The organism is Parapedobacter luteus, from assembly GCF_900168055.1.
GTDB classification, from domain to species: domain Bacteria; phylum Bacteroidota; class Bacteroidia; order Sphingobacteriales; family Sphingobacteriaceae; genus Parapedobacter; species Parapedobacter luteus.
This window is the reverse complement of record NZ_FUYS01000005.1, coordinates 234,997-250,093: the sequence shown is the minus strand read 5'-3', so window position 1 is coordinate 250,093 and position 15,097 is coordinate 234,997. Positions and strand designations below refer to the sequence as shown.

14 protein-coding genes are annotated in these 15,097 nt (G+C 50.7%); 7 read left to right on the top strand and 7 right to left on the bottom strand.

The window, feature by feature from the left end; translation table 11 throughout:
* Positions 1-2: 2 nt before the first annotated feature.
* From B5X72_RS12170 to B5X72_RS12155, 4 genes are all read right to left on the bottom strand, one after another.
* Positions 3-1,556, bottom strand: coding sequence for a RagB/SusD family nutrient uptake outer membrane protein (locus B5X72_RS12170; RefSeq protein WP_079717173.1), 1,554 nt, complete (start codon positions 1,554-1,556; stop codon positions 3-5).
* Between the two features lie 20 nt (positions 1,557-1,576).
* Positions 1,577-4,876 carry a SusC/RagA family TonB-linked outer membrane protein gene (locus B5X72_RS12165; RefSeq protein ID WP_245826933.1) on the bottom strand — a complete coding sequence of 1,100 codons (3,300 nt, stop codon included), beginning with the start codon at positions 4,874-4,876 and terminating at the stop codon, positions 1,577-1,579.
* 143 nt (positions 4,877-5,019) lie between these two features.
* Positions 5,020-6,000: a FecR family protein gene (locus B5X72_RS12160; protein ID WP_079717171.1), complete on the bottom strand. Its 981-nt coding sequence runs from the start codon at positions 5,998-6,000 to the stop codon at positions 5,020-5,022.
* A 105-nt stretch (positions 6,001-6,105) separates the two neighbouring features.
* Positions 6,106-6,669 carry an RNA polymerase sigma factor gene (locus B5X72_RS12155; protein ID WP_176146188.1) on the bottom strand — a complete coding sequence of 188 codons (564 nt, stop codon included), beginning with the start codon at positions 6,667-6,669 and terminating at the stop codon, positions 6,106-6,108.
* Between the two features lie 344 nt (positions 6,670-7,013).
* Here B5X72_RS12155 and B5X72_RS12150 point away from each other — a divergent pair, with 344 nt between their 5' ends.
* The 5 genes from B5X72_RS12150 (at position 7,014) to B5X72_RS12130 (ending at position 10,107) form a co-directional block, all read left to right on the top strand.
* Complete coding sequence (locus B5X72_RS12150) at positions 7,014-7,382, top strand: ArsR/SmtB family transcription factor (RefSeq protein WP_245826932.1); 369 nt, start codon at positions 7,014-7,016, stop codon at positions 7,380-7,382.
* On the top strand, positions 7,382-7,846 hold the full coding sequence (locus B5X72_RS12145; protein WP_176146187.1) for an SRPBCC family protein: 465 nt from the start codon (positions 7,382-7,384) through the stop codon (positions 7,844-7,846). The genes B5X72_RS12150 and B5X72_RS12145 overlap by 1 nt, the downstream gene beginning before the upstream one ends.
* 104 nt (positions 7,847-7,950) lie before the next feature.
* Positions 7,951-8,307, top strand: coding sequence for a nuclear transport factor 2 family protein (locus B5X72_RS12140; protein ID WP_079717168.1), 357 nt, complete (start codon positions 7,951-7,953; stop codon positions 8,305-8,307).
* Between the two features lie 289 nt (positions 8,308-8,596).
* Complete coding sequence (locus tag B5X72_RS12135) at positions 8,597-9,196, top strand: DUF6624 domain-containing protein (RefSeq protein ID WP_079717167.1); 600 nt, start codon at positions 8,597-8,599, stop codon at positions 9,194-9,196.
* 134 nt (positions 9,197-9,330) lie between these two features.
* On the top strand, positions 9,331-10,107 hold the full coding sequence (locus tag B5X72_RS12130; RefSeq protein WP_079717166.1) for a hypothetical protein: 777 nt from the start codon (positions 9,331-9,333) through the stop codon (positions 10,105-10,107).
* An 18-nt stretch (positions 10,108-10,125) separates the two neighbouring features.
* Here B5X72_RS12130 and uxaC read toward each other — a convergent pair whose 3' ends face one another.
* Genes uxaC through B5X72_RS12115 form a run of 3 tightly spaced genes read right to left on the bottom strand, consistent with a single transcriptional unit; the run spans position 10,126 to position 13,574 of the window.
* Entirely contained in the window at positions 10,126-11,538 is a 1,413-nt protein-coding gene (gene uxaC, locus B5X72_RS12125; RefSeq protein WP_079717165.1) for a glucuronate isomerase, read from the bottom strand.
* A gap of 21 nt (positions 11,539-11,559) precedes the next feature.
* Entirely contained in the window at positions 11,560-12,723 is a 1,164-nt protein-coding gene (gene uxuA, locus B5X72_RS12120; protein WP_079717164.1) for a mannonate dehydratase, read from the bottom strand.
* A gap of 29 nt (positions 12,724-12,752) precedes the next feature.
* Positions 12,753-13,574 carry an SDR family oxidoreductase gene (locus B5X72_RS12115; RefSeq protein WP_079717163.1) on the bottom strand — a complete coding sequence of 274 codons (822 nt, stop codon included), beginning with the start codon at positions 13,572-13,574 and terminating at the stop codon, positions 12,753-12,755.
* 250 nt (positions 13,575-13,824) lie between these two features.
* On the opposite strand from B5X72_RS12115, the gene B5X72_RS12110 reads away from it, so the two are divergent.
* Together B5X72_RS12110 and B5X72_RS12105 are read left to right on the top strand one after the other, a co-directional pair.
* Complete coding sequence (locus B5X72_RS12110) at positions 13,825-14,109, top strand: HU family DNA-binding protein (protein ID WP_079717162.1); 285 nt, start codon at positions 13,825-13,827, stop codon at positions 14,107-14,109.
* 28 nt (positions 14,110-14,137) lie between these two features.
* On the top strand, positions 14,138-14,974 hold the full coding sequence (locus B5X72_RS12105; protein ID WP_079717161.1) for a tetratricopeptide repeat protein: 837 nt from the start codon (positions 14,138-14,140) through the stop codon (positions 14,972-14,974).
* Positions 14,975-15,097 lie beyond the last annotated feature (123 nt).

Genomic DNA, 15,097 nt, shown 5'->3' with positions numbered 1-15,097 from the left:
GATTACAGGTTATCTGGATCGTTTGCCAATTCAGGATTTACCCCCACTTCCGCAAATGGCAGCGGGTACAGCAGCTTACGCTCATCGACTTGATACGAAGCCGGCAGCAAGTAGGAATGTTGCTGTTTCATCGCTTCGCCATAGGCATTCATGACCTCCACGGCCTTGTCAGCACGGATCAGGTCGAACCAGCGCTTGTTTTCAAAGGCCAGCTCCACGCGGCGTTCATGGAGAATTAGCTCGCGCAGCACTTCCTTTGAACCCGTCGCCAGTGGCGTCGCGTCGGGCATCGCCCGGTTGCGAACCTTGTTTAGGTGCACCAGCGCTTCGGCGATCTTTCCCTGTTCGTTCTGAACCTCAGCGAGCAACAGCAGCGCATCCGCATAGCGATACACCGGCCAGTTGTCGTCGGTATTGTTGGGGTTGCTGTGCGGATTGAGGTACTTCTTGATGTACGGCACGCCCACCTTACCCACGGGTGCTTCGTAGCCTGTCACAGGTTTGTCCGCTTCCAGGGTAAAGTAATAGCTACCGTCATAAGTACCTTCGGCGATACCGATGGATGTCTCCAGGCGCGGATCGCCCGGCTCGTAGGCATTAATCAGGTCCTGCGTCGGGGTATTCCATCCTCCCCCGCCATCCGTGGCGGTATTGCGTGTGGGCACACCGAAGGTGATCAGGGACGTGTTATAACATTTCGGAAGGAATATGTAGATAAAGTTGCTTTGCATACCCGTTTCCAGCCCCTCCATGAACTGCACTTCAAAAATCGATTCCCGGCTGTTTTTATTTGCCGTCGAAAACACGTCCGCATAGTTATTAAGCAAGTCATACCCCATCGTACCCAGATCGAGCAGCAATTTTTCGGTTTCGCCGTATTGCCCCAACGTGGCATACACATCGGCCAGCAGCATGGTGGCCGATCCTTTCGTTGCATAACCCGACTGGGGGAAGCCGGACGGGACGTTCAACAGATCGATGGCTTGCCGGGCATCAGCAACGATCTGGTTGTAGACCTCCGCCCTTGGCGACCGCGGAAGAAAGGCTTCCTCCTCGTTGGTCACTTGCTGCAGGTAGAGTGGCACGCCACCGAAATAACGCACCAGCTTAAAATAGTAAAACGCGCGCAGAAATAGCGCCTCCCCCTTGAAGCGGTCCTTTGCCTCCTGGCTCAATGCCGATTGGTCGATCTGTCCGAGGATGATATTGGCCCGGGAGATCCCCCTATAGCTTTCATAGTACATTTGGTTGGAGTAGTTATTGCTGGCGTCATTGGTAAAATTAGCGATGTCCGAGCGCATGGTCACTGCTGTCCCCTGGATGGCCGGGTTATGTTCGTAGTGCGTATTGTCGGACCGCATTTCACTGACGTAATAATCCGGCCCAACAACCCGCAGGGGATGGTAAGCCGCATTCAGTGCCTGCGTAAAGTCGGCCTCCGTTTTGAAGAAATTGCCGCCCGAAACCTGGTCTTCAGGTATCAGATCCAGCGCGTGTTCACACGACACGAACAGCAATGCCGTGGCGATCAGAGAAATATAAATATATCTAAACATGAGTACAGTCCATTAATCGGTTATTGAAAAAGTAGGTTTAAGCCAAAGGAAAATGTGCGGGGCACGGGATAGGCGTTTTCATCAATCCCGATGCTGGTGCCGTCCAGGCCGTTAAGGCTGATCTCCGGATTCATCCCCGAGTAGTTGGTGAGGATAAACACATTCTGGACGGAGGTATACAGGCGAACCTGCTTGATGGGACCCGCATTTTTAATCGGATGCCGGTAACCCAGGGTAATGTTTTTGACGCTCAAGTATGAGCCATCCTCCACCCATTGCGAGTTGACCTGCCTGCCAATGCCGGTAGTACCGGTCTTCGTGCGTGGAAACTTGCCCGACCCGGGATTTTCCTCCGACCGCCAGCGGTCCGCCGCTTCCGCCAAGAGGTTACGCGCGCCGTCCATGTTCGTCAGATACGCCCATTTAGCAGGAAGGATGATATCCCCGCCGGTGGCGCCGGCCATGGAAATTCCCAGGTCGAGTCTGCCATAGGTAAAATTGTTGGTCAAGCCAAAAAGCATGTTCGGGTTGGGGTCGCCGATAAACGTGCGGTCATTTTCGTCGATGATGTTATCGCCGTTGATGTCGCGCATTTTGATGGTACCCACGTCCGAATTGGCTTCCTTAGGCGAGTTTGCCAGATCGTCAGCATCCTGGTACAGGCCTTCGAACACATATCCGAAAAACATGCCAAGCGGGTACCCTTCCTGGTTGCGGAAATAATCCGAGCTGGTCGTATTGTTCCGGCGGAAGTACCCCGGACTCACGAGCGAGACAATGTGGTTGCGGTTGAACGAAACATTGAATGCCGTATTCCAGTGAAGTTTACCGAAGTCGAATCGGCCACCGGCGCTAAACTCATGCCCCCAAAAGCGGATTTCGCCGACGTTCGACGTGATGCTCGAATAGCCCGAACCCTGTGGAATCGGCCGGTTTTGGATAAGCCCATCCGACAGCTTTCGGTAGTAGTCATACGTAAAAAACAGCTTATCGTTGAGAAACGCCACGTCGAGGCCCACGTCGAGCTGCTTACTCCGTTCCCAGGCCAGGTTGGTATTACCTAGCGCGGTAATGGTCGTACCCGGAGCCAGCGCCCCGTTGGCCACATAATCGGAGCCACCAAGCCGGGCGACATGGGTGTAGTTCCCAATGTTGTTGTTTCCGGTTATACCATAGCTGCCCCGTACCTTGAGCATGCTCAGCGTGCCGCTCCAAGCATCCATAAACGCCTCGTCGCTGATGATCCATCCCGCAGAAACGGAAGGAAACGACCCATATTTCTGGTTTTCGCCAAAACGGCTGGACCCATCGCGACGCATGGAAACGCTAAGTAAATAACGGCGCTTGAAGCTGTAGTCTATCCGGCCAAGGTACGAAAGAAGGCTGTAGGCCGCCGCATTGCTCGACCCGCCGGTAATGTTAGCAGCTACATTTAGGTATGGCACGTCGTCGCTCGAAAAGTTTCTTCCGGTTACGGAATTATTCTTTTGCCTAAACGACTGGAAGGAATACCCAGCCAACACATCGATATCGTGCGACTTCCAGGTCTTATGATAGTTCAGGTTGGCCTCCGCGGTATAGCTATAGTTATCCACCGAGCTGCTCGTGCCGGTGGAAATATCATCTCCGTTGATCAGCGCCGGCGAAAAAAATTGTCGCGTTTCGGCGCCTTTATCCACGCCGAACAGGCCTTTCACATGCAGGCCGTCCCAAATGCGGTAGTTCAGGCGGGCATTTCCCAAGATGCGTGTAGTGATGTAGTCGTCAATCACTTCGGTATACCGCGCCAAGGGGTTAATGTAGCCGACCATGCCCGGCGAATTCGCATGTTTTACAAGGTTGCCGTTTTCATCATACGGATCGATCAATGGACTGGCTTCCGAGGTCTTCTGCACAATGCCCTGAATACAATCCGCCAGCCGGTTGTTGTGGTCCAGCCGGTAGCTCGGCGCTAAGTTGAAGCCGATCTGCAGCCGATCGTCAGCTATGCGGTAGTTCTGGTTGATGCGCAGCGAGTACAGCCTGGTACCGGAATTGACAACCACGCCCTGCTGGTCTTGGTAACCCGCTACCACCGAGGAGGTGGAATGCTCGCCTGCACTGGTAAAGGTAAGGTCGTAATTTTGGATGGGCGCCGTGCGCGTCAGCAACGAAAACCAATCGGTACCCTTGCCATACCGTTCCGGGTTTTGGTATACTTCCGGAATTTCGCCGGTGTACCCTTCATACCGGATCATATCCTGGTAGCGCTCGTTCATGAAGGTCGCATATTCCCGGGCGTTCATCATCACGGGCACGCCGCGGCTTGGAATGTGCTGGATCCCCACATTGGTGTTGAGTTCGATTTTGGTCGCATCGCCGGGCCGGGCCTGTTTCGTAGTGATCAAAATCACCCCGTTGGAAGCCCTGGAACCATATAGCGCCGTTGCCGCGGCATCTTTCAGCACGGTATACGACTCGATCTCCGCCGGGTTGATGTTGTTTATGCTTCCCGTTATCGGCATGCCGTCGATCACAAAAAGCGGGGAATTTCCCGAAGAGAGGGAGGCTGCATTGCGGATCCGCCACGACATTCCCCTTCCCGGCTGCCCTGAGGTCTGGTAAATCTGTGCACCGGCAATCCTGCCCTGCAGCTGCTGGGCGAACTGCCCGACCGGCATGTCCTGCAAATTGGCGGCACTAATTTCTTCAACCGCTCCAGAGATCTCGCGGCGGCGCTGTGTACCGTAGCTGACCACCACTTCAGCCAGTTGGCCCGTTCCGCGCAGAATCGCATTGACCGGCGTATCTTCATTTTCTGCAACGGCTACCCGCTGCTCATAGGCGTCATAGCCGATATAGCTCACCCGCAGCGTGTAGGTGCCCGGCCGTATACGCAGTGCAAAGCTACCATCTTCCCCGCTCATGGTCGCAGCATTTGCCCCGACGAGGCTGACGCTCGCCCCCGTCAGCGGCCTGCCCTCCGCATCGACGACCCTGCCGGTCACGCGCCCCGGCTGCTGCCTGCGGTTGATGTAAACGTTTTGTCCTTTGATCTCATGGACAATGGGTGCATTGGCCGTTAAATAGTGGAGGAGGGCCTCCAGGTTGGTTTCTGCTGCCGGTATTTCGACAACGCGATCTCCATCAATCTGCGTGGGACTGTAGATCAGGTTGAAACCCGACTGTTCCTGCACGGTTTCCAGCACCTGAATGAGCGACAGCCGCTTCGATGAAAACTGTATCATGGTGTTTGCCGCCTCCTGCGCGTCGCTCCGGTGAGCCAGTAACGTGCCGGCAGTCGCGGCAATTACACAGAGAGTCACTACTGATGATTTCATAAATAAACCTATATACGTATGCAGTTTTGGTATTTTTCGCATATCTTTACTTGTTGTTTTTGATTTGTTTGTAGAAAAGCAATTGAAAACGTTCTCGGCCGGAATTGTTGTCAGCAGTTCTGGCCTTTTTTCGGGTAGTGTGGTTAATCAGTAATGCGGACCTCCTTCCTGTTAATGGTATAATGGAATTTGTTAATCTTCTGCAGGGCGTTTAGCACCGCTGCCAGCGATGGATCTTCGAATCGTGCCGTAAATGTTTCCTGCGCACCCCGGCGTAGCTGCAACTGCACGTCCACACCGTACCAAGCACTTAGCCGCGCAGCAACCTCCGGCCATGGAGCATGGTGGAACACGAGCACCTTCCGCGTCCAGGCGCTGTAATCTGCCGGATCGACGGTGCGCACCTCATGGCTGCCGGCCTTACGGTTGTAAACCAGCTGCTGCCCCGCCTCCAACACCGTGGCGGGCACGTGCAATTCTTCCGCGGTGCCTGCGCTTACCTTTCCGGTTGCTACGGTAAGCTGGTATTCGTTGCGGTGGTTCGCCACCTCCACGTTAAACGACGTACCCAGTACCCGGGTGTCCACTTCGCCGGCATGCACCACAAAAGGCCGGGTGGGGTCGTGCTGCACCTCAAAGAAGGCCTCCCCACTGTCCAGAAAAACTTCCCGTATCGCGCCGTCAAACACCTTATCGTAGCGGATGGCCGAGCGGCCATTCAGCCAAATAACGCTACTGTCCGGCAGGGTGAGCCGGGCACGCTGACCGGGTTCGGTGTGTAATGTAAAAACCGAGCGAACAGGTAGTTGCTCCTGCGCAGGCGTGCTGTCCCGCTGACTTACCAACAGGTAGCCTGCGCCCGCCAGCAGGACAATGGCGGCAGCCACCCCCCGCCACCATGCCTTCCGGCCTACCCGCATGCCAGTCCGGCGTTCAGCCGCTACTGTCCGTTCATTGATGGCCGCGAGGATTTCCTCGGCCAGCCGGTCGGCATCGGACTCCGTCAACGCCGTCGTGACCGGTTCCTGCTGGTCGAACCATTGGTCAATCCACTCCCGCTCCTCCCGACTGCACCGGCCGGCTAGGTAGCGCTCCAGCAAATCGCTTATTGCTTGCTTTGTCATCTCCGCGTTTATTTACCCACATGAGTAAAAAATGCGAGGGGAGTACCTATGGGTAATGATGATGAAATTGTTAAGAAATGATGTCAGAATTGTGATCGCAGCAACTTAAAGCAAAATGGACGATAAGATTCCGGCCTTGATCCCGCTACGCACCTTGCGCCGTGCGTGTACCAGCTGATTTTTTACGGTTTGCTCGGCGATGTTAAGCTCGTCGGCGATCTCCCGTGTGGTATAGTTTTTTTCGCTGTGCAGCCGCAATATGCGCTGTTGCCGTTCCGGAAGCGCCTCGATTTCACTTTTCAGGCGCTGCTTCAGCTCGTCGGCAAAGATCGCCTGGTAGCTTGGTGCCACCATGGAGTCGATCAGCTGCTGGTAATCGTAGTGATGCTGCTTGGCTTTTAAGAACTGCCGCATACGGCGAATAATTTCGTATTTGGCCATGCTATAGAGGTACGCCGCTACCGATCCTTGCAGCTCGATGGTGTCGATCTTCTGCCAAAGCACGATGTAGATATCCTGAACAATATCTTTTGCTTCGTCTTCGTCCTTCGTCTTACGGTAAGCGAGTTCGTACAGCGGCTGCCAGGTACGACGATACAGGGCTGTGAAAGCCGCATTATCCCCTGTTTTGGCCAGATGAAAAAGTTCTTCGGTCGTATGATTCTGCATAAGCGCCGCCATGCTTCGGCGGTAAAGATAGCAGCACGTTGTTAACCTAAGGTTAACAATCCATTAAACGAGGCGCAGCAGGTTATGGCTTCCCGCCGCGCCGTTGCGCTACTGCGCCTCTAAGGTTTGCAGTTCGAATTATTCAGTCTTTTACCTGATACACAAGCCGTGGATTACGAAGAAGAACAAAGAAAGGGGGCTGTGAAAGCATTTGCCGTTGCTTAAAGCACTTTGCATAATAAATCCTTTCGCCCCCAATCCTCCATAAAACGAAAAGCAATAACATACAGCCAAGTTTTTTATTAATTTTTGCGAAGACTGAATTTTCAAAAAAGAAGAAAATCTTGCGCAAGCAAATACTTGCTTTTATATTTACAAGCAAACGCTTGCGTATTATGGAGGCGCGAAGAGATGTTCTTCAGGCTATTGCAGACCCGAAGAGCCATTATCGGTATGATGCAAAAGCACCTGTCAATGTCAATACTATTGCTGAACAGTTTGATATAAGCCGACAAGCTATATCGCTACATTTAAAAATATTGGTAGAATGTGGTGTGCTGACGATGAAGCAACAAGGACGCGAGCGAATCTGCGAAGCAAAATTGGAAAAGCTGAACGAAGTAAATGAATGGATAACAGAGTACGGACAATTTTGGGAAACCAAATTGGACGCGTTGGGCAAATTTCTTGACAACAATAAAAAATCAAAATAATGGAAACTAAAAAATTGCCAACGGTAGAATGTCAAATGATGATAAGGAAACCAGTAGCAGAAGTTTTCGAAGCATTTATCGACCCTACCATTACCACCAGATTTTGGTTTACCAAATCAAGTGGAAAACTTGAAGAGGGAAAGGCGATAAAGTGGCAATGGGAAATGTACAATGTTTCGAGCGATGTGTTTGTAAAGGAAATCATACCCGACAAGAAAATATCCATTGAATGGGATGACCCGGCTACAACCGTCGATTTCGAGTTTACGGCTTTGACCGGCAATACCACTTATGTTATTATCAAAAATTATGGCTTCCTTCAAGCCGGTGATGACCTTATCCAAGCTATCAAAGACAATACAGGTGGATTTACAACGGTACTGGATGGGCTAAAAGCCTGGTTGGAGTTCGGCATTGAACTTAATCTTGTAAGAGATAAGTTCCCACAAACCAAGCAAAAATGATGAAGTGAACACCCTGATTTAAACAACATAAGCAATGAACAGGAAAATATTAGTCATCGAACGCACTTACGAAGCCCCGATGTTTCTTCTAATGTGTTGCTAATATGACACCAAAAGAAACATTACATAAATGGATTGATGCCTTTAATAAGGCGGACGTGGAAGCTATCTCCGACCTGTATGCTGACCATGCAATCAATCATCAAGTCGCCAATGAGCCGGTTGTTGGAAAAGCGGCGATCAAACAAATGTTCGCAGACGAATTTGCAACAGCCGAAATGACTTGTATTCCCGAAAACATTTTTGCAGACGGAGACTGGGCAATTTTAGAATGGAAAGACCCCAACGGTTTGCGTGGTTGTGGTTTCTTTCAAATACAACATGACAAAATTACTTTTCAGCGTGGTTATTGGGATAAATTATCCTTCCTCAAACTTCATAATCTCCCTATTCCACAATGACAGTTGGCATGGCGCGGCTTAGACAAACTGCTAATGCTATTTAATGGACCGTTGTCATAAATCCATCGCTTCCTGATTAGCTATACGCCGTTATCTCGATCAAAGAACCTGAGTTGTCCTGCTTATCTAATTTGCCGCCCCCAGCCCGGTTCGGCCGGTCGGAATTTTGGCATTAAAACCATTAAATTTGTAATCCGGATTGATATATGCATTGCACTCATAAAGAGTCTGGTTGCGGGTTAGGCTGGGCGATGAGGTCCCTGAATAACCCGAAGTAAGCGAAGACGTAATGGACTATAAAAACATTGCCAAGAGAATCATTGACCTACGCGATGCCGATTTGGCACTCAGGCAAAGGCTTGTGCAAAACGGACTACTGGGAGAAGGGTATAATGAGGAAATGGAGGAACTGCATAACCGGAATGCAACGTTGTTAAATGATATCATAGACAAAATTGGCTACCCGACTATTGACAAAGTAGGTGAAGAAGCGAGTGAAGCGGCCTGGCTGGTCATTCAGCATGCAATCGGACAGCCCAACTTTATGAAAAGATGCAGGGAACTATTGAAGACTGCCGTTAGTGAGCATCGTGCTGACCCCAGAAGCTTAGCTTACTTAACTGATCGAATAGCCGTATTTGAAGGGAAACCACAGCTTTACGGAACTCAATTTGATTGGGACGAAAACGGGGAGCTCAGCCCCGCTCGATACGACCGGATCGACAGGGTGAACAAACGAAGACGAGCTATCGGACTTAACACGCTCGAAGAACAGACCATTTTAATAAGACAACGGGCAAAACACGAGCGTGAAACGCCACCGAAAGACATGGACAAAAGAAAACACCAAGCTGACGCCTGGAAAAGAAAAGTCGGCTGGGCCAGATAAAACAGCAGAGACCGCGCATGGCCCAAATGGCAAATTTCGTGTGTCGTTGTGTACCGATCCGTTGTTGTCAAAACAAATGATTAGATTTGCGTAGTCCGGCTACATTGGTTTGCCGCTAAACACATGAACGCTAAATGATGGAAAAAAGCTGTAATATACGTTTCTGTTTCTTGCTATGGATAGCCTTATTTGCCGCCCCCTTTTCCTCGTTCGGCCAGCAGCCCGTTGTTTGGTCGGTTTCCATTGGCTCCGGCATCACGGATATGCGAAATCTGGGATATACGATGGACGATTTCGTATACAGTTTGCCCGGGAACGAAGAAGAGGCGATGCCTTTTCGGTATGTCAATAAACCCATAGCATTGGGTATGGCAGGAGTCGCGGTGAACGGTAACTTTAGGCGCTCAAACCTTTTCGGCTGGGAAACCGGCTTAGCTATCCGTACGGGCGGATTCAGAATATGGAATGACAACATCAGACAGCTGGTTCCCGAAAATCCAAACGATCCCTTGCTCCCGAGGCTCGGTGCCACCAAAACGTTCCGGTATTGGGCGCTGCACCTGCCTCTTTCGCTGACATATAAACCGTTTGATGTGGTAGGATTTAAAGTCGGTATGGATGTTTATTACCAATTATCCGGCGACTTTGATGCTGGCGATAACGGCCAGGCTCCACTTGAAAGGCATATGGGAAGCCACCTGACGACTTCCTATAGACACCCGTTTAATCTGGGGGGGCACCTGGGCGCTTATTTCCCGATAGGGGAGCACTTCCGTATCGACGGCGGCTTTTTTGCGGATGTTTCCCCACGCGTAACGTTCCAGCCACCAAGCAACACCAACAGCTCGGGCTATGACAAATTCCGCGAAATGGGATTTTTCCTCAGCTTCCGGTACAATTTTGATTTTTAGGGTTTTTATACCCTACCATTAACTTTTCGGCAAACCGAAGTAAGCTTTAGCGTTGTAATAGCAGATATCTTGTATAATCTTGCCCGTCCAACCAATATCTCTTGGCAACAGTCCCCGTTCGATGTCTTCGGCAAATAGGTTGCAAAGCAGGCGCCTGAAATATTCGTGCCGCGAGTATGACAGGAAGCTGCGTGAATCCGTCAACATCCCAACGAAACAACTGATCAATCCGATGTTGGAAAGCGTGTTCATCTGCTGGGTCATGCCGTCCAACTGATCAAGAAACCACCAGCCCGAACCGAATTGCATCTTGCCCTTTATTCCTTCGCTTTGGAAATTGCCCATCATGGCTGCAAATACAGCGTTGTCTGACGGGTTAAGGTTGTAGACGATGGTTTTAGCTAAGCAGCCTTGTTCCTCCAGATCGTTGAAAAATTGCTGCATGTTTTCCGCTTGCGGAAAGTCACCGATGGAATCATATCCCGTGTCCGCGCCCAATTCGCGAAGCTTACGGCTATTGGTATTGCGCAGCGGCCCGAGGTGAAACTGCTGCACCCAGCCTTTATCGTGATAGAATTTACACAGCTCGAACAGGATCGTGTATGTAAATGTCTCTTCATATTCGGCGGCAAGCCGATCATCTCCATTAAGCACCTGCTTAAAAACCTCATCCAACGAGACGGCGGAGCTGCTTCTCCGGGGTAGACAACTCAATCCGTGATCGGCAATCCGGCACCCTTGGCTGTGGAAATAATACGCCCTATTCCAAAGCGCATCCAGCAACGTGTCCATATCGACAATGGCTACACCGCTGCTCGCCTGCAACCGTTCGATATAGTGGCGGTAATCATCGCCCCTACTCAATTGGAAGGCTTTATCGGGTCTGAAGGTGGGCAGCACCTTGGTGCCAAAACCAGACTCGGCAATGGCCTGGTGATGCCGGAGATCATCCGCTGGATCGTCTGTCGTACCCACCATGTCCACGGCAAAGTGCCGTAGCAAACCACGGGGAGAAAACTCCGGCGCCCGCAATTGTGCCTGTGTACTGTCAAAGATGGCATCCGCATTATCGGGGCTGAGCAGCTCGTGGATGCCAAACGGGTTTTTCAGTTCCATATGGGTCCAGTGGTACAACGGATTGCGCAATGTATAGGGTACGGCTTCGGCCCATTTCCTGAACTTCTCCCGGTCGTCTGCATCGCCTGTGATGTATTTTTCAGAAACGCCCAATACCCGCTGTGCACGCCATTTATAATGGTCGCCGGCAAGCCAGATGTGGGTGATATTGCGGAAGTTCGCGTCAGTAGCAATCGCATCAGGCGGAAGATGCGAGTGGTAATCTATGATGGGTAGCCCCTTCGCATAATCATGATAAAGCACTTCGGCCGTATCCGACTGCAACAAAAAATTATCATGGAGAAAATAAGCCATGGCTATTCTATTTGGTAGCGATTAATGTCCAAGAATTCCCAACTCCAGCCCCCGAAGCTCGGCGAGCCCCCGCAGACGGCCGATGGCCGAATAACCGGGAGCCGTGGTCTTTTGCAGATCATCCAGCATTTGGTGTCCGTGGTCCGGCCGAAAAGGTATGGCGCGGTTCCGCAGTTGGTTTTCGGCCGTCAGGGCTTTCATCACCGCATACATGTTCACATCGCCGTCCAGGTGATCAGCCTCAAAGAAATTGCCCTGCTCGTCCTTTTTTACGTTACGGAGATGCACAAAATAAACCCGTTCTTTTACCGCCTCGAAAATGGCCGGAATGTCATTCGATGCGCCGGCTCCCAATGAACCCGTGCAGAAACAGATGCCGTTAAAGGGTTTATCGAGCTCGCGTATGATATAAAGCAGATCTTCCTTATTGCTGGCGATGCGCGGCAAGCCCAGAATAGGATAGGGCGGATCATCAGGATGGATGGTCATCTGAATACCATTTTCTTCGCAGACATCGGCAATGGACGATAAAAACCAAATCAGGTTTTTCCGCAGTCCGTCAAAGCCGATGGCGGCATATTCGCGGATGCTCTCCCGCAGCTCTTCCAGTTCAATGCTCCGCTCACCGGGAATGCCCATGAGCACGTTGGCGCTCAATGCATCGAGCTGTGCGGGCGTATACTGCTCAAACCGACGCTTCGCCTCGTCCTTGATGGCACCCGGATAGTCCTGCTCCGCTCCTTCCCGCTTCAATATAAAAAGGTCGAAAGCCGCCAGGTCATTCCAGTCAAAATACAGCGCTTTCGACCCGTCCCGCATTTCCAGATCAAGCTGGGTACGCGTCCAGTCTAATACGGGCATAAAGTTATAGCAGATGGTTTTAATGCCCTCGGCCGCCAGATTCCGCAGGCTTTGCCGGTAATTTTCGATGTAAGGCCCGGCATCCGACCGCCGCGTTTTTATCGCTTCATGCACCGGTACACTTTCTACCACACTCCACGTCAATCCCACGGCCTCGATGATGGCTTTCCGTTCACGGATGTCTTCCAGCGGCCACTCCGCACCGTGGGGAATATGGTGCAGTGCCGTTACCACGCCGGTCGCTCCGGCTTGTTTAATATCTTGCAGTGATACCGTATCGGCGGGTCCATACCACCGCCAAGTTTGTTCAAGTTTTTTTGCCATATTTTATCTTTTTTCTACAACCCTACGTATCAAACTCCACTCCATGCATTAAAGCCGCCATCCACCAAAATGGTTTCGCCGGAGATGAAGCCCGAGGCGTCACTCAATAAGAAAATCAACGCGCCGGTCAGTTCCTCAGGGCTCCCCATCCGGCCATAGGCCGTGTTATTTACAAAGCGTTGTGCACGATCCGTATAGGTGCCGTCCGGATTAGTCAGCAATGTCCGGTTTTGCTCCGTCAGGAAAACGCCCGGTGCAATAGCATTGACGCGCACTTTATCGCCATAGCGCTGGGCCAATTCGACGGCCATCCACTTGGTATAGCCCTCCACGGCACACTTCGCCAGGTTATAGCCCATCACGCGGGTGATGGCTTGCTGCGCGGCCAATGAAGAGATATTCACGATGGACCCTTTTCCCTTCTCGGCGATTACCCGCCCAAAGATATGCGTGGGTATCACGGTCCCGAATAAATTGAGCTCTACCGCTTTTTGTGTGTCGGCGATCTTGGCGTCGAAGAGATTCTGATCCGGACCGATAGTGGCCCCGGGAATGTTGCCGCCGGCAGCGTTCACCAAGCCATCTATCGTACCCCACGTAGCAAGTATACGGTCTTTGGCGTCACGCACGGCATGTTCATCCAACACGTCAGTGATGACGGCAATCGCCTCTCCGCCCTTGGCCCTAATGGCTTCTACACGTGCCTCCGCCCGCTCCTGATTACGCCCTAATACAGCCACTTTGGCTCCTGCCGCCGCGGTGGCAAGCGCAAATGATTCGCCTAAAACTCCCGTTGCCCCCGTGATCACGACCACCTTGCCTGCCAACGAAAACTGTTGTATTCCATCCATAGTTATCGAAATAAGGTCTATAAGTATTCAAACCCCAATATTAGTTAAAAAATAAGCTCATCCTATGCACTTTTTAATAAATTATCTACGAAAACGTTGTAGCGCTATTTAGCGAAAAAATGGGAAAACAGTTCATTTACAAAATTTTAACAATTTTATTTTAAGATCTCGTTTTAAAGCGATACTTTTGCATCCCCAACATCGAAAGGGCTTACGTGTTGAAAAATAATTAATTACAAAAAATATAGATATGACTAAAGCAGAAATTATCGCAGAAATCTCTAACAAGACCGGATTAGAGAAAGTAGATGTTCAGGAAACCGTCGAAGCTTTTTTCAAAGTCGTTAAAAATGCAATGATAGGGGGCGAGAACGTTTATGTAAGAGGTTTCGGTAGTTTTGTAGTGAAAAAAAGAGCCGAAAAAACCGCACGCAATATTTCTAAGAATACCGCCATCATCATTCCTGCTCACTACGTGCCCACATTCAAACCGGCAAAAACATTTGTAGAGAAGGTAAAAACCGGCAACAAATAATTTCTGCCTTTAAGGTAACGCATCCATCATGCAGCAACGGACCAAACAGATAGTCGCCATTACATCCATCCTGATACTGATGGGGTTTCTGCTGGCGCAACCTATCAAAGGGCTGGTCAACGAAGATAAAGGTACCGCCGTTTCAAATACCGATGCTGCGTCAAATATATCGCTCGAATGGGTATCCCAGCAGGCTAAGCAAGGGCTCAATGCCAGCATCATCAAAGAAATCTCAGATATAGAGGCGCAACTGCCAAGCGCCTCGGGTCCGGAAAAGATTGATTTATTGCAGCAGCTTGCAACCAAGTGGGACGACGTAAATCGGCCAGCGCCACTTGGATTCGTCTATGAAGAGCTCGCTACGCTCGACAATCAATTGACTTACTGGCTGAAAGCGGGCGACGCATACCGTGCCGCCTATACCAACTTACAAGACACCGCAACGGTTGCTGTCCTCAACGGACGCGCGATACAGGCTTACGAAAAGGCGCTCGAACTGGATGCAGCCAATCTGGATGCAAAAACCGGTTTAGGCAGCGCGTATGTAAGTGGTACGGCGAATCCCATGGCAGGTATCGCACTGCTGCAGGAGGTGGTCAAATCCGACCCCGATCACCTGGAGGCTAATAAAAGTTTGGGGCTGTTTTCGATGCAATCGAGGCAGTTTGACCGCGCAATCGATCGGTTCAAAACTGTCGTGTCCATACAACCGGATGCCGAATCTTATTTTTACCTCGCAACAAGTTATGAAAACATTGGGTTGAAACGCGAAGCGATAGCAGCTTTTGAAAAAAGCCGAGATTTCGCCGCGGATCCAACCCTCACTCAGTTTATCAATCGTAAAATCGATGAATTGAGTAAATAATCATTCATTTATTCATTATTAAAAAAATTAAGCTATGCCAAGCGGAAAAAAAAGAAAAAGACACAAAATGGCTACCCACAAACGTAAAAAGCGTTTAAGAAAAAACCGGCATAAGAAAAAATA